Annotated in this window: 12 protein-coding genes; all 12 read left to right on the top strand. The window is 33.9% G+C overall.

Translation table 11 applies throughout. The features are described 5' to 3' along the window. The first annotated feature begins 263 nt into the window (after positions 1–263). The 12 genes from CHB81_RS15880 (at position 264) to CHB81_RS15830 (ending at position 25,662) form a co-directional block, all read left to right on the top strand. On the top strand, positions 264–2,405 hold the full coding sequence (locus CHB81_RS15880; protein ID WP_254921128.1) for an alpha-N-acetylglucosaminidase: 2,142 nt from the start codon (positions 264–266) through the stop codon (positions 2,403–2,405). 695 nt (positions 2,406–3,100) lie between these two features. After that, positions 3,101–6,112, top strand: a complete 3,012-nt coding sequence (locus CHB81_RS15875; RefSeq protein ID WP_089352842.1) for a SusC/RagA family TonB-linked outer membrane protein — start codon at positions 3,101–3,103, stop codon at positions 6,110–6,112. Between the two features lie 19 nt (positions 6,113–6,131). Continuing rightward, positions 6,132–7,745, top strand: coding sequence for a RagB/SusD family nutrient uptake outer membrane protein (locus CHB81_RS15870; RefSeq protein WP_089352841.1), 1,614 nt, complete (start codon positions 6,132–6,134; stop codon positions 7,743–7,745). A 174-nt stretch (positions 7,746–7,919) separates the two neighbouring features. After that, positions 7,920–10,232 carry a GH92 family glycosyl hydrolase gene (locus CHB81_RS15865; protein ID WP_089352840.1) on the top strand — a complete coding sequence of 771 codons (2,313 nt, stop codon included), beginning with the start codon at positions 7,920–7,922 and terminating at the stop codon, positions 10,230–10,232. 29 nt (positions 10,233–10,261) lie between these two features. Then, the gene (locus tag CHB81_RS15860) at positions 10,262–12,535 is read left to right on the top strand and encodes a GH92 family glycosyl hydrolase (RefSeq protein WP_089352839.1); all 2,274 of its coding nucleotides are present in this window, start codon (positions 10,262–10,264) and stop codon (positions 12,533–12,535) included. A gap of 11 nt (positions 12,536–12,546) precedes the next feature. Beyond that, on the top strand, positions 12,547–13,113 hold the full coding sequence (locus CHB81_RS15855) for a hypothetical protein (protein WP_089352863.1): 567 nt from the start codon (positions 12,547–12,549) through the stop codon (positions 13,111–13,113). Positions 13,114–13,247: 134 nt separating this feature from the next. Beyond that, the gene (locus tag CHB81_RS26905) at positions 13,248–13,409 is read left to right on the top strand and encodes a hypothetical protein (protein WP_176427535.1); all 162 of its coding nucleotides are present in this window, start codon (positions 13,248–13,250) and stop codon (positions 13,407–13,409) included. 37 nt (positions 13,410–13,446) lie between these two features. Then, the gene (locus CHB81_RS15850) at positions 13,447–15,243 is read left to right on the top strand and encodes a hypothetical protein (RefSeq protein WP_089352838.1); all 1,797 of its coding nucleotides are present in this window, start codon (positions 13,447–13,449) and stop codon (positions 15,241–15,243) included. A gap of 233 nt (positions 15,244–15,476) precedes the next feature. Beyond that, positions 15,477–17,306, top strand: a complete 1,830-nt coding sequence (locus CHB81_RS15845) for a metallophosphoesterase (RefSeq protein ID WP_089352837.1) — start codon at positions 15,477–15,479, stop codon at positions 17,304–17,306. Positions 17,307–17,359: 53 nt separating this feature from the next. Beyond that, entirely contained in the window at positions 17,360–21,397 is a 4,038-nt protein-coding gene (locus tag CHB81_RS15840) for a hybrid sensor histidine kinase/response regulator transcription factor (protein ID WP_089352836.1), read from the top strand. A gap of 198 nt (positions 21,398–21,595) precedes the next feature. After that, on the top strand, positions 21,596–22,468 hold the full coding sequence (locus CHB81_RS15835; RefSeq protein WP_089352835.1) for an inositol oxygenase family protein: 873 nt from the start codon (positions 21,596–21,598) through the stop codon (positions 22,466–22,468). A 53-nt stretch (positions 22,469–22,521) separates the two neighbouring features. Further along, on the top strand, positions 22,522–25,662 hold the full coding sequence (locus CHB81_RS15830; RefSeq protein ID WP_089352834.1) for a glycoside hydrolase family 2 TIM barrel-domain containing protein: 3,141 nt from the start codon (positions 22,522–22,524) through the stop codon (positions 25,660–25,662). Positions 25,663–25,689: the final 27 nt, after the last annotated feature.

The raw sequence follows: 25,689 nt of genomic DNA, 5'->3' as shown, positions 1-25,689 counted from the left end.
ATAATGCGTCCATCTGCGTAGGACGTTGTTTAGATAGTTTTGTGATTCATAAAAAAGTTTGTTTTTGTTTTTAAATCTTGATTGGGCACTTCTAAACGGGTAAAATAATATTATTTACTTCTTGTTAAGAAAGTGCTCAATTAATCAGGAGACAATTTAGAAAAAAGCATATCAAAATAAATTTCATAATTGATAAAAAAATACTAGTCTAAGGAATTAAAATAGCATACAAAATGATAAAGGAAATCGTTAAAAACAGAATAATGAAAAGGTTAATTTCTTTTCTTGTTGTTTTTTTATTTGTAACAAACGGATACAGCAAAAATGGGAAAGATACCCAAATGGCATATGGTGTACTGGAAAGGCTTATTGGAAAAAGAGTGAATGAGTTTGATTTTTTTATTGTTGATAACAAAGATTCCAATGGAGAGGATTGGTTTGAAGTTAAAACTATAAAAAACAGGGTAAAAATTAAAGCAACCTCTAATACGGCACTATGTTATGCAACGTATCGTTTTCTAAGAGAAATAGGAGCAGTTTTAGTCAGTTGGGAAGGAAACAGAATTGATTTACCCAAAAGTTGGCCAAAGTATTCAAAAAAGGAATCAACGCCGTTTAAATACAGAGAATATTTAAATGCTTGTACTTTTGGTTATACCACTCCTTGGTGGGATTGGAAACGATGGGAACAAGAAATTGACTGGATGGCACTTCATGGTATTAATCTGCCAACAGCAATGGAAGGGCAAGAAGCGGTTTGGCAGGAATTATGGAAAGAATATGGATTGACCCGCAGTCAATTAGAAGCTCACTTTACAGGACCGGCTTTTTTGCCATGGCAGAGAATGGGAAATATAAATAGTCTGGAGGGACCTTTGCCTCAGGAATGGATTACTAAAAAGAGTACTATTCAAAAACAAATATTGCAACGAATGAAAGCATTGGGTATGCATCCTGTAGTACCCGCTTTTAGTGGTTACGTACCCAAAGTATTTGCGGAGCAACACCCTAATTCAAAAATAACGGAATTGAAATCCTGGTCCGGAGGAGGTTTTGAGAGTACCTATTTGTTAGATTCAAAAGATCCATTGTTTAAAGAATTAGGAAAACGTTTTATAGAAATTTATACTAAATTTTACGGACCAGCTGATTTTTATTTAGCCGATTCTTTTAACGAAATAACCCCGCCTGTTTCTAAAGATCACAAAAATGAAGAACTTTCAGATTATGGCAATACAATATTCGAAACCATTAATGAGGCTTCACCCGGAGCCACTTGGGTTATGCAGGGTTGGCTTTTTGGGGATAATAAAGAATTTTGGACTAAAGAAGCAACTAAAGCATTTTTAAGTAAAGTGCCTGACGACAGAATGATAATTCAGGATTATGCTAATGACAGGTATAAAGTATGGGAAAATCAGGAAGCCTTTTACGGAAAACAATGGACTTATGGTTATGTACATAATTATGGAGGATCAAATCCGGTTTATGGAGATTTGAATTTCTACAAAAATGAATTGACGAGTTTATTAAAAAACTCCAATAAAGGAAATGTTGTAGGATACGGAGTAATGCCCGAGGGGTTAAACAACAACTCGATTGTTTACGAATATATTTATGATCTTCCGTGGACACAAGGAAAAGAATCTGTAAACGATTGGCTGCAGCAATATTTGAACGCCAGATATGGAAAAGCAACAACGGCACCTGTTTTTCAAGCCTGGCAATTGCTTATTGAATCCGTATATAGTACTAAGTATTGGGAAACCCGTTGGTGGAATGATAAAGCCGGAGCTTATTTGTTTTTTAAACGGCCTACATTACAAATAACAGACTTTAAAGGAAATCCCGGAGACAAAGAAAAACTAAAACAGGCTATAGATATTTTGAATAGAGAAGCTAAAAATTTTGACAAGAAGAGCCTTTTCTTTTATGATTTATTAGACGTTTCCAGACATTATTACTCACTTTGTATTGATGATTTATTGATAGAGTGCGTGACCGCTTATCAGTTAAAAGACATTGCAAAAGGAGATGAGTTATTTAAGACGATAGAAAAACAGGCTTTAGATATAGACAATATGATTTCTGGACAACCTTTTAATAATTTGAGTTATTGGCTAAAATCGGCTTGGGATTACGGAAGTTCTGCTGATGAATCAAAATTGTATTTAAAAAATGCAAAAATGTTAATAACGCTTTGGGGCGGAGAAGGTCATTTGAATGATTATGCGTCCAGATCATGGCGTGGTATGTATAAAGGATTCTATTGGCCCAGATGGAAAATGTTTTTAGAGGCAGAACGAGAATCAGCAATTAATAATACTCCTTTTGATGAATTGAAAGTAACAGGATCAATAAAGCAATGGGAAATAAAATGGTGTGAAAGTAAAGAATTGGAGTAAAGCAAAGCATATATTAATTTGGTATTGTCTCACTAATTAAATAAGTAAAAAGCGATGAGGTTTTAAAACCTCATCGCTTTTTTGTTCCATTGGAACATCTCATCGGTAGTCAAATAAATACGATATTTTTTTACGTTCCGTAGGAACGTTTGATTTTATAAATAATAACGGCAAAAATACATACAGATTAGACACACAATTTATCAAACGTCCTTACAGGACGATATTTCTCACGATCTATTTTTTTCTACTACCAATGAAATGTTCCGATGGAATAAATTATGGTTGACAATATCTTATCAGGTCGTTTTTGGCTAACTATTTTTGATTTTAAAAGTCTGAAACCTCGAAAACCTGATAATCTTATATTTTATCTTTAACATTAAAATAAATAAACAAAGAAGGAGTAAATGCTAATCTGTAATTCGAGATTAATCCGTAATATGATCTTAACAATATCTTAAAAAAAAGGTCAGTTTTAATTTAAATGTCAAATCATGTTGTTTTTAAACCACGAACTTTTTAAAATAGTGTCAGTTTTTTAGGGTATGAAAATATAAAAATTATTTTTTAATACCCTGTATTTATTGGGTTTAATCAAAAAATCCATGTTTCTGAATAACCTGTCCATTTCTTAACATTTCTTTAATATTATTTTCGCTTTACGATATTAACCAATTAACCAATTAATAATTATGGAAAAACTTAAGCTTTTATTACTAACCTTTTTTCTTAGCCTTTCAATCAACTCATGGGCACAAAAAACAGAAATATCAGGTGTTATTTTGGATGAAAAAGGTATGCCGTTACCTGCGGCCAATGTACTTGAAAGTGGTACTTCGAACAATATTGTAACAGATTTTGATGGAAAATTCAAAATGACCGTTTCAAATAAAAATGCTCTATTGATAGTTTCATACATAGGTTTTGACGAACAACGTATTAAATTAGACGGTTCTAAAACGAATTACACTATTAAATTAACTTCAGGTTCTACAAATTTAGAACAAGTTGTTGTAATGGGGTATGGAAAAGGTACTCGTAAAAATTTAACAACTGCAGTCGCTTCTATAAAAGGAGATCAATTGAACAGAGGGGTAATTAGTGATGTTGGTCAAATGCTGCAAGGTAAAGTCTCAGGGCTTAATGTCTCTACAAGTGGAGATCCAACGAAACAATCTTCAGTAGTTTTACGTGGAGTATCGACATTAAATAGCTCGCAAGGTCCATTTTATGTGGTAGATGGTATTCCTGGCGTTGATATTTCGGTTATTGCTTCAGATGACATTCTTACTATTGATGTTTTAAAAGATGCTGCTGCAACTGCTATTTACGGTAACCGTGCTGCAAATGGAGTAATTATGGTTACTACAAAAAAAGGAAGTAAAGACAGAACTCAAATTACGTATAGCAATTATTTTGGTGTTGAGAATGTTTCGAACCAGCTTAATATGATGGATGCGAATCAATTGAGAGCATTTACAGCTAAGAACAATTTAAGTTTCACCCCTGAAAATGATAAAGGAGCAAATACAGATTGGCAAAAAGCAATTCTTAGAAATTCAGGAGCGCAATCAAGCAGTCATAACCTTTCCTTAAGCGGAGGTGGAGAGCATGGTAATTATTTTGCAAGTGTAACCGCTGTAAACAAAGAAGGAGTTCTCTTGAGCAGTGATTTTTCAAGAATAATTGCACGTTTAGCTGTTGAGCAATTTGCATTTGATGATAACTTAAAAATTGGTATAAACGTAACGAACTCTAATAGTAAGTATACAAATGTTCCGCAGCGTAACTCGGCACTTTTACAGTCGGTTAGCCACCTTCCTGTTTCTCCGGTTACAAACCCGGACGGATCTTATTTTGAAAACTTTATTCAAACCAGTTATTTCAATCCCGTTGCTTTAATTAATCATGGTGATGATGATACGAAAACCAATAATTTTGTGGGTAGTATTACGGGAGAATTAAAACTTCCTTATGGATTCTCTTATAATTTAAATTTCTCCTATCAACAATTAAATTCATTACACGGAGAGTATTATGATAGTTATTATCAAAAATATAATAGTGCCACTTTCTACAATAATCCAGATCCACCTTTTACAAAACAATTAGTAAATTTTGGTGTAAACGGATCTGCGTTAAGAAATTCTTACCAAAACAGCAATACCATAGTAGAGAGCTTTTTAAACTGGGATAAAACTTTTGGCAATCACAAAATCAAGGCAGTAATTGGTTATTCATGGCAGGAAGATGTTCTTGGAGACGGATTTCAGGCCACAGCAACTAATTTTCCTGTAGATAATGTGAGTTATAATAACCTTGCATTAAGTAATTATACTTCTGTTAATGGTTATGTTGTAAATTTTGGTGACAGTAAAGCCTATCAAAAAAGACGTTTGATCTCTCAATTTGCACGTTTAAATTACAATTACAAAGACAAATACCTTTTGCAAGGAACCATTAGAAGAGACGGAGGTTCAGTATTTGGAACTAATAATCAATGGGGATACTTTCCTTCTGTAGGTGGTGCCTGGAGAATTGATAAAGAAGGATTCATGAAGAACCAAAATGTTTTTACCGATTTAAAAATTCGTGGAAGCTGGGGACAAACAGGGAACTCTTCTGGATTTAATGCTTATACATCTCAATTTATTTCAGGAAGTCTTGGAACATTTTATTACAACGGACAACAAATTGGAGCTTATGGACCAAATCAGGCGGCTAATCCGGATTTGAAATGGGAAAAAACAGCTACTGCCAATCTTGGGGTTGATTTTACCATATTGAAAGGACGAGTGTCCGGTTCTGTTGATGTATACGAAAAGAAAACAACAGATATGATTTTCAACTATGCCGTTAATCCGGTATTAGTACCAGTAGGAACAATTGTGGCCAATGGCGGAAATATGTCAAACCGTGGTGTTGAAGCTTCTTTAATTATTAATGCCATTAAAACTAAAAATTTCAGCTGGTCAACTACTTTGAACGGGTCAACGAACAAGAATGAAATAACAAAATTAAGAAACCCATTATTTATTGGAGGAGATTCTATACGCAGAGTACAGCCAGATGGTGGAGGACAGACAGGAAGTACATTACAAATTTTTAAAGAAGGAAAACCATTAGGACAATTCTTTACACTTCAATATGCTGGAAAAAATGCAAACGGAGTTTCTCAATACGTTGCTAAAGACGGAAGCTTAACAACTAATCCTGCAATTGGTACTGATTATCATTATGCAGGAAGTGCACAGCCTAAATTTCTGTTAGGATGGGATAATAATTTTACATACAAAAATTTTGATTTAAACATCTTTTTCAGAGGTGTATTTGGAAACAAAATTTTCAACGCCACTCGTGCTGATTTGTTCAGACCAGCTACTGCAATGACAACCAATATTCTTGTCGATGCACAAAATGAATCGCCCAATGATTTGAATGCGTATAAATATTCAACGCGTTTTATAGAAGATGGAAGTTATCTTCGACTGGACAACTTGACGTTAGGTTATAATTTTGGCAAAGTGGGTAAATACATCAAAAAGATCCGTATTTACGAAACAGTAAATAATCTGTTTGTTATTACAAGTTATTCAGGAATAGATCCGGAGGTAGAACAAGGAGGAACTGCACCAGGGGTAGATTCAAATAATTTTTACCCAAAAACCAGAACCTTTTTGTTTGGTTTAAATGTGATATTCTAAAATTAAATTCTAAAAAATTATGAAAAATATATTAAAATATTTAGGACTTCCAATACTTATGGTTGGTTTATTATGGTCTTGCGAGGATCTTGATGTGCCCATTACAACGCAGCTTACACCAGATGTTTTTCCTCAAAATTCAACACAATATATCCAGACAGCAGGTCCGGTGTATGCCGCTTTTCGCGGAGAATTTTCATTCTCTTACTGGTTTACACAATCGTTAAGTACAGATGAATCTATTATGCCGGCAAGAGGCGGTAACTGGTACGATAACCAAGGTTACAGAATGCTGCATTACCATGACTGGACAGCTGATAATGGTAATATTTCGAGTCTTTGGGATTGGTCATCAAAAGTGATAGGAACAAGTAATCAGGCAGTTTCAATTTTAGAAAAAACAATGCCGGAAGGTGCTGATAAAGCTACAATGCTTGCAGAATTAAAAACCATGCGCGCCATCTCTTATTTTATTATGATGGACAGCTACGGAAATGTGCCGTTGGATACCGTTTACGGAGATTTTACTGCTCATCCTAAATCGGATAGAAAAGTTGTTTTCAATTTTATCGAAAGAGAATTAAAAAAAGCGCTCCCTAACTTAAATCCAGCCTCTGGAATTACAACTTACGGAAGACCAAATAAGCAAACAGCAAATGCTTTACTTGCAAAATTGTATTTGAATGCTGCTGTTTATACCGGAACTCCACGTTACAATGATTGTATTGCAGCTTGCGACGGTGTTATTAATTCCGGATTGTATGCCATTGAACCAAGAAGTACCTATCTTCAAATGTTTTATCCAACAAACGGACCACTAATGAAAGAGTTTATTTTTGCGGTTCCTTATGATCCTTCGGCAGTGACTGTAGGGTATAATGGTCAAATGTATCATGCCCGTTATGATGTTCCCCGTTCTGAAAGAGCCAAGTTTGGTATTCCTTTTACACCAAGTGCACCCAGAAGTACCTTGCCGGAATTCTACGCCTATTTTGATGATGTAAATGATATTCGTAACAAGCAATGGTTAACAGGCCTGCAATTTATGAATGATGGTGTTACTCCGGTAACGGTTAGTACAACCAAAAAAGGATACGATCAGTTCTATACAGGATCAGATGGTAGTGCAGCTTACACGTATCAGGTAAACTTAACACCAGATATTGTTCTTCGTCAGAATCCTGCTTTATTTGATTGCGGAAATGATGAAATTGCATGGAACATGGGATATAGAAATATCAAATTTTATCCTGATGCCACTTCAACAAGTCGTAATCAAAATAATGATGTGCCATTTTTACGCTATTCAGATGTGATCCTTATGAAAGCAGAAGCAATTCTTCGAGGAGGAAATGAAACTTTAGGACAATCAGCCTTATCATTGGTAAATATGATTCGTGCTAATCGATCTACTTCTGCTCCCTGGAGTAATGTAACGTTAGAAGATCTTTATAAAGAAAGAGCTCGCGAGTTTGTGCAGGAAGCATGGCACAGAAACGATATGATCCGATTTGGTAAATACGAAGGACAATGGGGATTCAAAACAAATTCAGATGTCTATCGTCGTACTTTCCCAATTCCAACCAATGCTTTGGTTCTAAATCCTGCTCTAACCCAGAATGACGGATACTAGAAAAAGCAAATTGTAAATAGATTTTAATTTTATAAAAGGAGAAGAAGATTAAAATTTCTTCTCCTTTTTATCTAAAAGTTGATTTTGATTTTCAAGTCAATTTTCAACTCACGTATTTACACTTTTACATGTTAGAATAAACAAGTATATATCCCTGCCAATAAATAGAATAAAATGAAACCGGATAAAATTTATAAAATAGGACGTATAGGAATAAGTCTTTTTCTTATTTTTTTAGTGTCGTGTAAAACCGAAAAAAATGCTTCTGTAAAAAAGAAGCCATTAGTAGATATGGTATATCCTTTACTTGATACCGAAAATTCAAGATGGTTTTTCTTTTCATCGGCAAGTCGTCCGTTTGGTATGGTAAATTTAAGTCCGGATACAGAAATTAATGGTGATTGGGGAGGCGGATACAAGTATAAGACAGATACAATAAAAGGCTTTAGCCATATTCATGAATGGCAGATGTCTGGAGTTTCTGTAATGCCTGTAATAATTTCTAAAGAAAATAAAGAAAAAATTTTTACAGATTTTTATTCTAAATTCAGTCATGAAACCGAAAAAATAACACCAGGTTATCATAATCTGATATTAGACAGATATCAAATAACATCTGAGTTAACCAGCACAAAAAGAGTAGGATTTCATAGATATACCTTTCCGGAAAACGCACAAAAAGCAATCCTTTTTAACCTAAATACAATCTTAGGACCCTGCAATAATACAAAAGGAGTTCTGGAAAAAAATAACGATTATGAACTTTCCGGATCATTGGTACTGAGTACTAATTTCCGACGTCCAAAACCATTAACGGTATTTTTTAAAATTAAGCTTAATGAACCCATTACTTCAATAGAACGCAATAATACTACAGGCAATTATTTAGTTAATTTGGGTAAAACAGATAAAAAAGTATTGATGAAAGTGGCTATTTCGTATACATCTGTAGAAAATGCTTCTGTTAATATGCAAGAGGAATTGCCCCATTGGGATTTTGATCAAATAGTTACCCAATCAAAAACCGAATGGAATAATTTGCTGGGCAGAATACAAATAGAAGGCGGAACCGAAACAGATCAAAGACGATTTTACACAGATCTTTGGCACGCTTTGCAAGGAAGAAAAATGATTAGTGATGCAAATGGTGCCTATCCTGATAACACAGGTGAAAAATTTAGAATAGGACAATTGCCCTTAAACGCAAATGGAAAACCAAAATTCAATCAATACAACTCTGACTCGTTTTGGGGAGCTCAGTGGACGATAAATACACTTTGGGGTCTTGTTTATCCGGAGATAATGGAAGAATTTGTACATTCATTAATGCAATATTATAAAGATGGAGGCATGATTCCCCGCGGGCCATCCGGAGGCAATGATACCTTTGTGATGACCGGAGCTTCGACCACACCTTTTATCATTACAGCCATTCAAAAAGGAATAGTAAAAGATGATTTAGAATTTATTTATACAGCCCTTAAAAAAAATCATATTTTAAATGGTATTATGGGAAAAGCAGGCTATGAACACAATACAAATAGCGGAGGAGGATTAAAATATTATTTAGAAAAAGGTTACGTACCATATCCGCTTCCTGAAGGTGAATTTGGAAGCCATCAGGATGGTGCCAGTCAAACACTGGAATATGCTTATCAGGATTGGACTTTAGCACAATTGGCCAAGAAATTAAACCATATAGAAGATTATAACTATTTTATGGGGAGGTCTAAAAATTATCAAAATATTTTTGACAAAACAACCGGATGGATGCGTCCTAAAAATGTAGATGGAAAATGGCTTGAAAACTTTGATCCGTATAAATATGAAAATGGTTTTATAGAATCAAATGGCGCGCAGTCAACATGGTTTGTGCCTCATGATATTGATGGTTTAGTAGAATTGATGGGCGGAAAAGAAAAAGCAGCAGCAAAATTAAATACGCAATTTGAAACGGCTCAAAAATTAAAATTCACTTCAGGAACTTCACATAATGCCGAATTACATCCTGAGTTTAGCCGTATTCCCATAAATTTTGGCAATCAGCCTTCTATACAAACATCTTATATTTTTAATGTATTAGACAGACCGGATTTAACACAGTATTGGACGAGAAATGTAGTGAAAGAAACCTTTAGCGGGTTATCTACAAACACAGGTTACAATGGAGACGAAGATCAGGGTTTAATGGGAAGTTTGAATGTATTACTAAAAATTGGATTATTTCAAATGAATGGAGGTACAGATGAAAATCCTCAATATCAGATAGGAAGTCCTTTATTCAATAAAATCTCAATTCAGTTAAATTCAAAGTATTATAAAGGTAAAAAATTTGTTATTGAAGCGGCTAATAATAACGCAGATAACATTTATATAAATAAAATAAAATACAACAATACAGCAGTACAAAATTTTACTATTTCGCATCAAGATATTACAGGCGGAGGAGAATTAAATTTAGAAATGTCTAGTGTGCCAAAGCATTAAAAATGTTTTCTAAAAAATAAAAATTGCAAATGAAAATAAATAATAAGGTTATCATATTTTTAGGAATAGCATTATTTACTATTAAAAGTAATGCGCAAAATCAACTTCATGATTACGTAGATCCAATGATTGGTTCAGAGGGCGTTGGCAGAGTTTTTATTGGACCTTCGTGTCCCTACGGAATGGTAAAACCAAGTCCGGACTGCACATCAAGCCCCAATAGCGGTTGGCTGCCAGTACCAAAAGAAGTTACAGGATTTAGTCAGGTTCATGTAAGCGGAACCGGAGGCGGACCTAAATACGGAAACATTCAGATTATGCCCTTTTCAGGAACATTAGATAAATTAGATCAAACGTCATATAGGGCAGAAGAAAACGTGAAATTGGGGTATTATGAAACTGTTTTCAAAGAAAATCAGATAAAAACCGAAATAACAACAGGCGAAAAAGTTTCTTTTTATCGCATTACATATCCCAAAAATACCTCAAAAGAGTTAAAGATTGATCCTGGTTTTTTCTTAGGAGAAGAAGCAATACCAAACGCCAGAGAAGCCCAGCAATTTGTAGGTTCTCAAATAGAAATTGTCTCTGATACCGAAGTTCGTGGCTATAGCAGAATTAGAGGCGGATGGAATAATGGTCGTGCTTATACCGTTTATTTTTGGGCAGTTTTTGATCAGCCAATTGCGAAATATGTTACTTACAAAAACGGAAAATTTTACAACAATCAATCCGCACAATTTGATTCAGGAAAAAAAACAGCAGCTTTAGTTTCTTTCGGAAAAGACGGCAAACAGGAACTCAATATTAAAATTGGAATCTCTTTTTTAAGTGAATTAAAAGCAAAAAATAATATAGAAGCAGAAATTCCGCATTGGGATTTTAATACCGTTTTAGTTTCCCTGGAAAATAAATGGGAACAATTATTAAGCCGTATAAAACTTTCTGCAGATACATCGGATGAGTATAAAAAAATGTTTTATACAGGTTTGTATCACACCATGATTATGCCTGTAAACCGAACAGGAGAAAATCCGTTATGGACAAATGACGAACCATATTATGACGATTTTTATTGTATTTGGGATACTTTTAGAAGTTCAAGTCCTTTGATTACATTAATAGATCCTAAACGTCAGGTCGAAATTGTCAATGCGTTATTAAACATTTACAAAAATGAAGGCTATTTGCCCGAAGGCCGAAGCGGTAATGATAACGGACGTACACAAGGCGGTTCTAATGCTTCTGTCGTACTTGCCGATGCTTTTGTAAAAAATCTAAAAGGGATAGATTATGAAGTGGCTTTACGAGCTATGATTAAAGATGCCACAGTGCCTCCCGGCGGAAATGAAGAGAAAGAGGGCAGAGGTGGTTTAATGGAATATTTACGTTTAGGCTATGTGCCGTATGGTATAGATCGCGCAGGAAACAGAACTATAGATTATTCGTATAACGATTATAATATTGCCACTGTCGCCAAAGGATTAAATCACACAGAGATATACAATCAATACATAAAACAAGCCGACAATTGGCAAAATTTATGGCGTTCTGATTATGAAAATACAGGTTCTAAAGGATTTATTATGCCAAAAGATGCAGCAGGAAATTGGCTTGACGATGTTGTTTTTGGAGAATCAAAAATTCAGAAACCAACCTTTAAATATACACCTGTTATTATTGAATCTCCTTGGTATGTCTGCCATTGGTGCGTGTTTTTTTACGAAGGAAATTCTTGGGAGTATTCATTAAGTATTCCTCATGATGTTCCGGAGCTGGTTCGTAAATCAGGAGGAGAAGTGGCTTTTAAAAACAGACTGGATACTTTTTTTGATACCAAATTATATAATGTAGCCAACGAACCTTCTTTTTTAACGCCTTGTTTGTACCATTGGATAGGAAAACCGTATTTAAGCAGTGACAGAATCAGAGCCATTATTAAAGATAATTTCAATACCTCGCACGAAGGTTTACCCGGTAATGATGATTCAGGAGCAATGTCTTCCTGGCTGGCGTTTCACATGATGGGATTGTACCCAAATGCCGGACAGCCATATTATTTATTAAATACACCCTTAATTAAAGAAACTACTTTGCAGTTAGAAGAAGGCAAAATTTTTAAGATTACCACGAAGAAAGGGAGTGATAAAAACAAATATATAAAATCAGCATTATTAAACGGAAAACCATACAATAAAGCCTGGATTTTACACGATGATATTGCTAAAGGAGGCGAATTGATTTTTGAAATGGATTCAAAACCTTCGGCTTGGGGAACAACCATTTTACCACCAACAAAATAAATATGCAACAGATGAAAAAAGCACTATTAATTCTTCTTTTGTGTACAATACATCAAATAGGAATAGCACAAAACTACATTCCGTCTCTTAAAAATAATACAGAATTAAGTTATATCTGTAAACTGCACGGACAGACAAGAACGCTAATGCTTACTACTAAAATGGCGGGCGATACACTTGTATTAAATTTAGACACAAGAGGAGTAAAAAGCAGCATTAGAACGTTGCCGGAAGCATTAAAAAACGGAACAGCATTAAGCTACAATCAGGGAGAATATGCGCCGGTTTTAAACCTGAAACCAACAGAAACTTTTTTTATGATTTCGCAGTCAGCTTATCGCGATTTACTAAAAAACAACAAGTTTATTTATAACAATACAACGTATGTTTTAGATAAAAATGCCCCTAAAAACAGTGTTGATCTGGAAGGGAAATTACTAGATACTTTGCACGTGATTGCTCAAATTGATGAAACAGAAATGTGGATTATAAAAAATCCGGATTTTCCCTTAATCTGTAAAATGACTAAAAACCCATTAGGAATAAATTTTACATTAGTAAAAGTAGTTGATCATTAAATCTAACAGTTTTTTAAAACCTGTTAGGTCTCTGTTCAAAAATAAATGATAGGTAATTACATATAAGGAAATCGTTGACTGAAATTAATTCGAAGTCCCGGCGGAACAGCATATTTATAGCAGTTTATGAATTTATGAGAGAGAACCCCATCGGGGTGAAATATTCAGATTCAAAAAAGAAAAATTATTATGTCGCCTGTAAACATATCGCTCCTCTGGAGCTTGATTCTACTAACCTGACATTAACTGGCTATAAATATGTTGCTCCTCCGGAGCTTTATCCAAAGAATAGATAATAAGCCTTTTATCGCTCAAAACAATAAATAGTAACAGATGAAAAAGCAAATTAGCCGTGGAGAATTTATTAGATTATCAGGTTTAACATTGGCAGGAGCTTTAGTTAGTGATGCTATTTTTGCCAATGATTTGTTTTTAAAAAACAATACTTCTAAAGAGGATATTCAATTAATGAAAAAGCTCATCTTAAACAATGATGCCACTGTTAGAACAATCCTCAGCAAAGTACCTCTTGACCCCACAATCAGACTGAGCAGTTTTCGTGGTGTAGCCAACTCCATTGCAACAATGACGGCTTCGATGGCTAATTCCGGATCTGAATATTATAAATCAAAAGTTTTAGTTGAAAAGCTGAATCAGGCAATAGATATTTTATTAAAAGAACAATATAGCGATGGCACATTAGATGCTGGAGGCAACAGACAATCTCCTCCCGATACTGCTTTTGTCTTAGAATATATTTGTCTTGCTGCTTTTATTTTGAAAAATAACAAACAAAGCGATTTAGTACAATTAAAAGATAAATTTAAAAAGTTTATTTTGAATGCTGGCGAGGCTATGGTAACAGGAGGTGTTCATACTCCAAATCACAGATGGGTTATTTGTGCGGCATTAGCCAATATTAATTCCCTGTATCCGGATGTCAGATATGTTAAAAGAATTGATCAATGGCTGGCAGAAGGTATTTATATCAATGAAGATGGGCATTATTCTGAACGAAGCGGGATTTACTCTGCAGTAATTGACAGAGCATTAATTACGATGGCAAGAACACTTAATAGACCGGAATTATTAGATATAGTGAACCAAAATCTAACCACTTATTTTTATTATACAGAACCCAATGGCGATTTGGTTACAGTTGATTCGAAAAGGCAGGATCAGTTTATGACTTTAACAGTAACGAAGTTTTATTTGCAGTATCGATACATGGCAATTCGCACTAATAATGCAATGTTTGCGTATATGGTCAATGGCATTGAAAATCTACCGGATTTTACAACCGATATCTTATCAGATTCATTAGCTTTTTTTATGGAAAATGAGGAACTTCAGAAACAAATTCCTGTTGAAGGTAAAGTTGCAAATGACTTTGAAAAGTTTTTTGCAGTCTCGAATCTGGCAAGAATCAGGCGCGGAAAAGCCTCCGTGACACTATTTGGCGGTAACGATCAGCCGGTTCAGATTGTTTCCGGAAGATCTTCAAATCCTAATTTTCTAATGTATAGAAAACAAGATTCTATACTAAAATACATGCGACTGTCTACTTCCTTTTTTAGAATGGGATATTTTAGCAGCGATGGTATCGTAAAAGAAGGAAATAAATACATCCTGAAGGAAACCAAAGAAGCAGATTATTACCAGCCGCTTGCCGAAGAATTTCGCAGATCTGATGGGGATTATAAATTATCTGAATCACCAGACGGTCGATTTTGGAATAAAATGGATTTTGATTCGAGAACCAAAAGCAATGTAAAAAAGCAAATTACTATAATTGAAATCACGGAAGAAAATGGAACGCTGAGTTTAGATTTTAAAGTCGACGGACCTCCAAACGTTGAAGTAACAATTGAAATGTGTTTTAATGAAGAAAGCATCGTCAAAGGAGCAGAAATAGACGAAAAAAAGAACTATTTTCTTAGATCTGGATTCGGAGAAGTTGCTACGGGAGAAGATGCTATACATTTTGGACCAGGAAAGTGCGAACATCTAAACATAGAAAATTTAGATAGTGAAGAATACACCTATCACAAAGGCAGCTTGCATACAAACGGAGTACATGTTTATATTACAGGATTTACACCGTTTACTCATAAAATGATGATTTCTTAATCCTGCAGGACAAAGAATACCAAACATGTTTTTTTGCCACGAATTTCTCGAATTACCCTGAATTATTTTGATTGTACAGATTGAAAAATCTATGTAAATCTGTCCAATTTGTGGCTAGTTTTTTAGGCAGTTTCGAAATAAAAATTCGAGAAATTCGTGGCAAACTTTTTCATCTTATTTTTGCTTGGTATTCGTCACGGATAGTGATAATAAATAATTATAAAATAAATTATATGTTAAGAGCATTGGGATTAATATTGCTATTACTTTTTATGTATGCCTGTAAATCAAAGCAGGCAGAAAAAAATACTGCAGTAAAAATTGCTTTTATTGCCGATGTTCATTTGCAGGATATTTTCGGGAAATTTCAAGATAATAATTACAAAGGAGTTAAGAACCCAGAAACAGGAGAGTATGTCAATATAAGAACAATGAATTCGCAATTACACTCTACCAGAATTTTCAACGAAAATTATTTTGCATTTTTAGAAGCTTTAAATGACATTTCAAAAAGAGGAATTAAACAAGTTGTACTTCCGGGGGATTTTAGTGATGACGGACAACCCGTTCATGTTAGGGGATTAAAAAAAATATTGAATAAATACACCAGGAAACACGGCATGTCGTTTTTTGTAACAACAGGAAATCATGATGTAGTAAGACCTTTTTCTCAAGAAGCCCTTAAAACAGATTTTTTAGGCAAAGGAGGTAAAGAACAAATTATAAGCAGCTCTAAAAATAATCTGCCCGAAGATAAAGATCAATTAGAACCAATAATCACATCTGATATAAAAAACTGGGGATATAAAGAGACCATAAATGAAATGGCTGATTTTGGATTCTTTCCAAAGAAAAATGATTTGTATTGGGAAACTCCTTTTTCGACCTATACTTATGAAGGCTATAATTTTGACAAAGCTTTAAAAGAGTCCGGATTACAAAAAAGAACGTATGCTGTTGTAAATACCAATTTATCACTTCCGGACGCTAGTTATTTGGTTGAGCCAATCAAAGGCGTTTGGCTTTTGGCAATAGACGCAAATGTGTATGTTCCTAACAAAAAATTATCAGGAGCGCTGGATAATCCTAATGATTTTTCCGGAGCCAGCATTGGTTACAATAATGTGCTTATTTATAAAAAACATTTAATAGACTGGATAAAAAAAGTCTCGGCAGAAGCCAGACAAAAAGGGAAAATAGTAATTGCTTTTAGTCATTATCCAATGGTTGATTTTAACGATGATGCTTCACCGGAATTAAAACTGTTGTTTGGTCCCCATAAAATGCAATTAGACAGAGTGCCGGATGAAGAAGTTGCCCAGATATTTGCCGATGCAGGAATTCAAATTCATTTTGGCGGACACATGCATATTAACGATACAGGAGTAAGAACAACAGCAAAAGGCAATACTTTATTTAACATTCAAACGCCTTCATTGGCGGCCTATAAACCAGCGTATAAAATACTGACGATTCATTCTAATTCAGAAGTTGAGGTAGAAACGATCGTGGTGGGTTCCGTTTCAAAGTTTAACAACTTGTTTCCTTTTTATGAAGAAGAGTACGCTCATTTGCAAAATATAAAAAGTCCTGATATTTGGAATAAAGATATTCTGAAAGCTAAAGATTATGAGGATTTTACAAGATGGCATTTGAAAGAATTGGTTCGCCTGCGTTTTTTGCCTGAAGATTTTCCGGTTGAATTTCTGGCGGCTATTATAAAACTTTCCGGTAAAGATTTAGTACAAATCAATGCAAACACTGCAGAAGTCGAACAAGAGCTATTGTCGAATCATTTAGCGATTCAGGATTTTGAATCCTGGACAGGTTTTGATATGATATTTGATTTTTACAGATTAAAAAACGCAGATGAATTAGCCATTCCCGAAATAGGTAAAAACAGATTAAAACAATATGAAATGGTCTGTAAACAATTAGAAAAATCGAGTAATAAGAATTTAGTCCTTTGGTCAAAAATAGTATTGAAAACGATGAATGGGCAACCGGCAGATCATTTTAAAATTAACTTAAATACCAATAAGATTGATCGAATAGAACCTTAAAAATATAACAATTATTTAATCAAAAATAGTACATTGCAGTTATAATTCATTTTATGAAACGAAATCCTTTTATATTATTCCTTTGTTTAGCCACATTTTATTATTCGCATTCACAGAATATAAAATTTACGCATTATAATGACAACAACGGTTTGTCACATAACTCGGTGAGGCATATTGTACAGGATAAAAAAGGATTTTTATGGTTTGGTACTTTTTTTGGATTGAATCGTTTTGATGGGTATCAGTTTAAAAACTACATGAGTTCGTCTCCCGGTAATAATAAATTGTACAATGATGATATTACGGCATTAGAATTAGATGAATCATCAAATCATTTATGGATAGGAACCAGAAAAGGTTTGACACTTTTTAAAATGGATACACATGTTTTTGTCACTTTCTTGCCTAAAAAAAATGACCCAAACAGTTTGCCCGAAGGAGAAATCAGATCGGTATATGTTGATAAATTCAAGAGAGTTTGGGTAGGTACAAAAAATCAGGGACTTTATATGTTTTTTTTGAAAGAAAACAGATTCGAAAAAATTCCGATTAAAGGTTTTGATTATGTAAAAGAAATTTTTGAAGACAGAAAAGGAAATATTTGGGTAGGCAGTTATGATAAAGGATCTGTTGCCAAAATAACCTTAGACAGTAAAGGAACAATTGTAAAAATGAATAATTACACACTCTCTGTTCCTTATTCTAATGAAAAAAACCCGTATATCAATTTTATTTATGAAGATGCTAAAGCCGATATTTTTGTAGGAACACGTAAAGGACTCTACAAATTAGATGAAAAAAAGGATGAATTTGTAAATTTATATATTGAAAACAAAGAAATTAGAGGCAATTTGGGGCCGTACTTTTTATCAGTTGCCCAGGCTCCGGATGGTAAATACTGGGTTGGAACTCTTGGAGGATTACTGGTTTGCAGGCAATTAGAGGACATTCAAAAAGGAGATTACAAATGGTATTATTCAGTGCTATCAGATGATACTTCGATCGTTGATAATTTAATTTCGGCTTTATACTTTGATCGTTCAGGAGTTTTATGGATTGGGACAGAGGACGGCCTTGACAAGTTTGATCCGTACGAAAACCAATTCGTACTCAATAAAGACATCTCACGTTACATAGGCAATCAGGCACCACGCATAAGGGGGTTTTCTAAAACATACGACGGAAAAGTAATTGTAGCTACTAGTCATAACGGACTTTTTATTTCAAGTGCAAAAGGTTTTGTGCCGCTGTACAATAAATCGATTGATATATCGAGTATCTATTCTGAAGATGGCAAAATTTTTTATTGTGGACTTTGGGATGGTAAAATGATGGTGTATAACTACAGCGCTAATTCATCAAAAGAAATTAATCTGGGTTTTGATACATCGCCAATATTTGCTTTTAATAAAATTGGAGATCAATCGATGATGATAGGTTCATTTGGAGAAGGAGCCGTTATATTAAATACAAAAACTTTAGAAGTACAGGCTTCGAAAGGAAAATTATTACCGGGCTTTCAGATAAATGCTATAGAAAAAGATACTCAAAACAATGTGTGGTTTGCTACAGAAACAGGTGTTGTGAAATATAATGTGGCATCAGGTAAAATAGAAACGTACAAATCACTTTCTAAAAAAGAAAATGGCATACCTAATGAAGACAATGTTAGTGATATCATGATCGACAAAAAAGGTAAAATATGGGCATCTACGCGTTTTGGACTATGTTTGTTCGATTCTAAAAAAAACACTTTTTCAACTATAAAAAACTTTAAAGAAATCTCCGGTACATGGATTACCGATATGTTAACAGACGCAAACGGAAATTTATGGCTAAACATCAATAATAATAGTATTGCCTGGGTAAAATCAGATTTAAAAGATATTAATATTTACCATGTAAACAGTGGTAATAGACTGGATGTTTTTAGTTCAAGCGGTTTTTTTAATTTTAATAATTCTACTATTTTTCTTGGAGGTAAAAATGGTATTATTTCTTTTTCTCCACAAACAATGAAAAGAAATAATTGGTCACCTGAACCAGTCATTTCCGAATTTAAAATTCAGAATGAAGAAGTATTTCCTGAAATGGAAATTAACGGAGATGTTCCGCTTTCAAAGGACCTGAACTATGGAAAAAAGGTAGAACTCAACTACAAAAACCGAAATTTTTCACTACAGTTTTCGACTCCGTCATTTGCTAACGAAAAACTGAATAAGTTTCAGTATATGCTGGAAGGCTTTGATAAAAATTGGATTACAGCCAATAGTAACTCAAGAACTGTTCAGTATACCAATCTTTTTCCGGGTAATTATGTATTCAAAATAAAATCCAGTAATAGCGACGGTCATTGGAGCAAGGTGGTTTCTTATCAGATAAAAATTCTTCCGCCTTTTTGGTTAACGCCAATATCATTTTTACTATTCTTTGCACTGCTGGTTTCCATTTTTTATTTTATCAGAAGAGAAATTAAAAACCGTATCCGCCTAAAACAGGAATTGCTTACCGAAAAAGTAAACAGGGAACATGATATTAAGCTGAATAACGAAAAACTACGATTTTTTACGAATATTTCGCATGAATTAAGGACTCCGTTAACACTTATTTTAGGTCCCGCCAAGCAATTATTGGATGAAAATAATAATGCAACCGATTATGAAAAAAGCAGATACAATCTAATCTATCAAAATGCCAGCAGGCTGTTAAATCTGGTAAATCAGGTACTCGATTTTAGAAAAGCACAGTCAGGGGAATTAAAACTTAAAGTTTCAAAAACAGATATTCTGGCCTATTCTAAAAATATTTTTGATTCCTTTAAGGAAATGGCATACAACAAGAAAATTAAATTAAATTTTATTGCTGAGGCCGAAGATATTAAGGGTTGGGTAGATAATGATAAATATGATAAAATTCTTTACAATCTCTTGTCTAATGCGTTGAAGTTTACCAACAAATACGGTAATGTAGATTTATTTATCAGGCTAAAAAATAGTACTGAAGAAATTTTAATTCTGGAAGTTATCGATGACGGAATTGGAATTCCATTAAAAAGTCAGGAAAAAATCTTCAAACGCTTTTATCAGGCTACCAATAGTAAAGCAAATAACACAGGATCGGGTATTGGTCTGTCTTTAGTAAAATCGTTAGTGGCGCTTCACAAAGGATCTATAACCGTAGAAAGTACCTTGGGTAAAGGAAGTACATTTAAGGTTGAAATTCCCATAGACCGCATTTCTTACGATGATAAAGAAGTATTTGAATATGCTTTAAAAAATGACAATTTAAGCATGCTAATTCCTGAAAAATCGGTAAAAAAAATAATTCAGAGCGTAGATTTAAAAGAGAAAGTATTGGTTATCGAAGATAATATTGAACTTAGAAAATATTTGGTCGATTATCTATCCGATTACTACAAAGTTTATGATGCCGAAAATGGAGAAGAAGGCCTGAAAATTTGCCGACAAATTAAACCAATCTTATGTATTGCAGATGTTATGATGCCAGTTATGGATGGACTCGAATTTTGTAAAGAACTAAAAAGCGATGAGTTTATTAGTCATATACCAGTCGTTTTATTAACGGCACTTGCAGAAAACGTAGATAAGGTTAAAGGATATGAAACAGGAGCTGATGGTTATTTAGTAAAACCCTTTGAACCCTCGTTATTAAAAACGGTAATTGAAAATATTATTAAATCAAGATCAGAGTTAAAATTAAAATTCTCCGGAGAAGTAGAAAGTAAAATAAGTCTACTTACTCATTCTCCAATTGATGAGGAATTCATGGAAAAAATAACCGGTTTAATAAATGATAATCTGGGCGAGTTAGATTTGTCAACAGAATTTTTATGTGATAAACTAGGTGTGAGTTCCTCTAAATTATACAGAAAAATTAAAGAACTAACAGATTTAGCTCCTAATGAATTTATTAGAACCATACGTCTAAAAAAATCGGCAGAACTCTTAAAAACCAAAAAATATAATGTTTCTGAAGTTACTAATCTGGTAGGTTTTAATGATCCCTTATATTTTAGCAGATGTTTTAAAAAGCAATTTGGATTCCCTCCAAGTAAACTCATTAATTAAATTCCAATAAAAAAATCCTAAATCCCAACTCTTTGAACAATTAGGATTTGGGATTTTTTTATTGGAATTTATACTTTACGATTATTTATTGAAAAAATCATATTAAATTAAGATTTATCCATGTTTTTGATTTATTAGTCCATTTTGGATTCTATTTGTAATTCTATTTTTGTCTTATAACTTTTAATTTTAAATCTAATGAAAAAGCCAATAGACACTGATAATCCATTGCATAATTTGGATGAATGGGAAGATGATTTATTACTGCGATATCCAGATCCATCTGAACCTGTAAAGGAAAAAGAAGAGTTTAGAAATTATGTCGATTCAGAAAGAGTAGAAACCGTTAAAGAGTTTTATAGAATCAATCATACCTATCAAACCTATGATTTTGTATGCAGTAAAGAAGAAGAATTTCTACAGTTTAATAAAAAAGAAATGTCAATTTGGGAAGCCGTTGACTTTTTAAATACACTTGTTGATGATAGTGATCCAGATATTGATTTAGACCAAACGCAGCATCTTTTGCAAACTTCTGAAGCAATTAGAGCAGATGGTCATCCGGATTGGTTTGTGTTAACGGGTTTTATACACGATCTGGGAAAAATTTTATGTTTGTTTGGAGAACCGCAATGGGCAGTTGTCGGCGATACTTTTCCTGTTGGCTGTTCGTACTCAGATCAAATAGTATATTCAGAATTTTTTAAAGAGAATCCGGATTATACAGATCAGAGATTCAATACGAAGCTAGGCGTTTATACTCAAAATTGCGGGCTCGATAACGTAAAAATGAGTTGGGGACATGACGAATATCTGTATCAGATCATGAAAGACTACTTACCGGATCCGGCTTTGTATATGATCAGATATCACTCGTTTTACTCCCAACATAAAGAGAATGCCTACGCACATTTAATGAATGAAAAAGACATAGAAATGTTTGACTGGGTAAGAAAATTTAATCCTTATGATTTATATACAAAAGCACCTGTTAAGCCAGATGTCAAAGCGTTACTGCCGTATTATAAAGAATTAGTCGCTAAATATTTACCGGAAAAATTGAAGTTTTAGTAAATTTCAATTTTTGTACTCACTTCAATTTGAAGATATCTAACTATACTAAAATGCAAAAAAACAAAACCAGAAAATTTTTATTGTTCCTCTTCCTAATCTGTGGTATAACTGTTTTAGGACAAGAAAAAACAGATAAAAATGATTGGGAAAATCCACAGGTTTTCCAGATTAATCGAGAACCTGCACGAGCAGCATTTCTTCCTTATGCAGATGAAAAATCTGCAATAAGTGATAATTATGCAAACTCACCCTGGTATTTTTCCCTGAATGGAAAATGGAAATTTTCGTGGTCACCAACACCGGACCAGCGACCAAAGGATTTTTATAAAGAAGATTACAGCACTTTGAATTGGAAAGAATTACAAGTGCCATCAAACTGGGAATTGAACGGTTACGGTATTCCAATTTATACGAACATTACCTATCCTTTCGAAAGAAATCCGCCTTTCATCAATCATTCAGATAATCCCGTGGGATCTTATAAAAGAGATTTTGTTTTACCGGAAAATTGGAATAATCGTCATGTCTATCTTCATTTTGAAGCAGGAACATCAGCGATGTATATCTGGGTAAACGGAGTAAAAGTAGGCTACACTGAAAACACGAAAAGTCCGGCAGAATTTGATATTACAAAATATGTAAAACCGGGAAAAAATGATGTTGCTGTAGAGGTTTACAGATGGAGTGATGGTTCTTATCTTGAAGATCAGGATATGTGGAGACTTTCCGGAATTGACAGAAATGTTTATTTATATAGCACTAATGATATTCGTATTGCAGATTTTTTTGCAAAACCTGATTTAGATTCAAAATACAAAAACGGAAGTCTGAATGTAGACGTTAATTTAAAAAACCTGACTTCAGTTGCTATAAACAATCAAACAGTAGAAGCAAAACTGGTAGATTCTTTTGGGAAAAATGTTTTTACTAAAGACTTAAAAGTAAATTTTGAAGCCAATAAAATTCAAACCATCAATTTTACCCAAAATGTTTCCAGTCAAAAATTATGGAGCAGCGAAACTCCTAATCTCTATACTTTGCTTCTAACTTTAAAAAACGAAAAAGGCAATATAATAGAAACCGTTTCTACTCAAATTGGGTTCAGAAAAGTAGAGTTAAAAGGCGGACAATTATTGGTAAACGGAGTACGATTAATAGTTCATGGTGTAAATATTCATGAGCATAATCCGGTAACGGGACATTATCAGGATGAAGCCACCATGATGAAAGACATCAGGATGATGAAACAACTGAATATCAATTCAGTGCGTTGCAGTCATTATCCTAATAATATTTTATGGGTAAAATTATGTAATAAATATGGTTTGTTTCTAGTAGACGAAGCCAATATAGAAAGTCATGGAATGGGCGTAGAGGGACAGCCTCTTATTTATATGAATCCAAAAACTAATCCGGGTCATCTTCCGGAATGGAGAGAAGCACATCTGGATAGAATTTATAGTCTTGTTGAAAGAGATAAAAATGCTCCATCAGTAATTCTTTGGTCATTAGGTAATGAAAGTGCCAACGGACCTGTTTTTCATGAAGCTTACAAATGGATCAAAAAGAGAGACAATACCCGATTGGTGCAGTTTGAGCAGGCAAAAGAAAACGAAAACACAGATATCGTTTGCCCTATGTATCCAACTATTGCTTACATGAAAGAATATGCGGCACGTAAAGAAGTGGCTCGTCCGTATATAATGTGTGAGTACTCGCATGCAATGGGAAACAGCAGCGGTAACTTTCAGGAATATTGGGATATTATTCGCGGCAGCAAAAATATGCAGGGCGGTTTTATTTGGGATTGGGTAGATCAGGGATTCGAAATGAAAGATGAAGCAGGCCGTAAATATTGGTCTTATGGAGGCGACATGGGAAGTCAGAATTATACAAATGATGAAAATTTTTGCCATAACGGATTGGTTTGGCCAGACAGAACGCCACATCCGGGTGCTTTTGAAGTAAAAAAAGTATATCAGGATATTTTATTTGAAGCTATCGATGTTAAAAATGGAATTATCGAAATCATAAACGATTTTGGGTTTACAAATTTAAATCAATACAACTTTAAATATCAGGTTTTAGAAAACGGAAAAAGTATAAAAGAAGGAACAATTGAGGTTAATTTAAATCCGAAATCAAAAAAACAATTCAAACTTGATTTGCCAAAATTACAGTCAAAACCAGGAGTAGAATATTTATTGAATGTTTTTGCCTATACTAAAACGGGATCAGAATTACTACCGCAGAATTTTGAAATTGCCAAAGAACAGTTTGTTTTAGAGAGCGACAACTATTTTGAGAAAACAGCATCTTCTTCATCCAATATTCAGGATGAAAAAGACCAATTTGTTTGGAGTTCTCCCAAAGTAACGGTTAAGATTAGTAAGACAACCGGACTAATTACTTATTATAGTTTAAACGGAGAAGAATGTTTCAAACAATATCCGGAGCCTAATTTTTGGAGAGCGCCAACAGATAATGATATTGGTAATAAAATGCAGATAAAGTCTAATGTTTGGAGAACGGCAGGTAAAAACAGCACTTTAGAAAATATTCAGGAAATGGATGAAAATGGCAAGAAATATATTGTTGCCAAACTGAAACTTAATGATGTTTTCTCGGATTATACCATTAAATATTCTTTGAGCAATGACGGAGCTTTAGAGATTATTCCATCCTATAAAAAAGGAAATAATCCAGTGCCGGAAATGCCTCGTTTTGGAATGATTTTCGTCCTTAAAAATACGCTGGAGAATCTAGACTATTACGGAAGAGGACCATTAGAAAATTATCCGGATAGAAATACAGCTGCTTTAAAAGGAATTTATAAAAGTACAGTAGCAGACCAATATGTTCCCTATACACGCCCGCAGGAAAATGGGTATAAAACAGAAGTTCGTTGGTTTAAACTTTCAGATAGTAGTGGTAAAGGACTTGAAATAAAAGGATTACAGCCTTTAGGAATAAGTGCGTTGAACAATTATCCAAGTGATTTTGATCCCGGATTATCAAAAAAGAATATGCACCTGAGCGATATTACACCCAGAAAAGAAGTTGTTGTTTGTGTTGATTTAACCCAACGAGGACTTGGCGGCGATAACAGTTGGGGATTACCGCCGCATGAGCAATATCTATTGAAACAAAACGAATACAGCTACGGATTTGTCATAAAACCAATCGAATAGCCTTAAAAATTTAACACATAGAAACAT

The organism is Flavobacterium sp. ov086, from assembly GCF_900187965.1.
GTDB lineage: Bacteria > Bacteroidota > Bacteroidia > Flavobacteriales > Flavobacteriaceae > Flavobacterium.
The sequence above is the reverse complement of the archived record's forward strand: the minus strand, read 5'-3'. Positions and strand labels throughout refer to the sequence as shown.

Coding starts and splice junctions, on each gene's coding strand:
- CHB81_RS15880 (WP_254921128.1), top strand. CDS start 264: ATGAAAAGGTTAATTTCTTTTCTTGTTGTTTTTTTATTTGTAACAAAC.
- CHB81_RS15875 (WP_089352842.1), top strand. CDS start 3,101: ATGGAAAAACTTAAGCTTTTATTACTAACCTTTTTTCTTAGCCTTTCA.
- CHB81_RS15870 (WP_089352841.1), top strand. CDS start 6,132: ATGAAAAATATATTAAAATATTTAGGACTTCCAATACTTATGGTTGGT.
- CHB81_RS15865 (WP_089352840.1), top strand. CDS start 7,920: ATGAAACCGGATAAAATTTATAAAATAGGACGTATAGGAATAAGTCTT.
- CHB81_RS15860 (WP_089352839.1), top strand. CDS start 10,262: ATGAAAATAAATAATAAGGTTATCATATTTTTAGGAATAGCATTATTT.
- CHB81_RS15855 (WP_089352863.1), top strand. CDS start 12,547: ATGAAAAAAGCACTATTAATTCTTCTTTTGTGTACAATACATCAAATA.
- CHB81_RS26905 (WP_176427535.1), top strand. CDS start 13,248: ATGAGAGAGAACCCCATCGGGGTGAAATATTCAGATTCAAAAAAGAAA.
- CHB81_RS15850 (WP_089352838.1), top strand. CDS start 13,447: ATGAAAAAGCAAATTAGCCGTGGAGAATTTATTAGATTATCAGGTTTA.
- CHB81_RS15845 (WP_089352837.1), top strand. CDS start 15,477: ATGTTAAGAGCATTGGGATTAATATTGCTATTACTTTTTATGTATGCC.
- CHB81_RS15840 (WP_089352836.1), top strand. CDS start 17,360: ATGAAACGAAATCCTTTTATATTATTCCTTTGTTTAGCCACATTTTAT.
- CHB81_RS15835 (WP_089352835.1), top strand. CDS start 21,596: ATGAAAAAGCCAATAGACACTGATAATCCATTGCATAATTTGGATGAA.
- CHB81_RS15830 (WP_089352834.1), top strand. CDS start 22,522: ATGCAAAAAAACAAAACCAGAAAATTTTTATTGTTCCTCTTCCTAATC.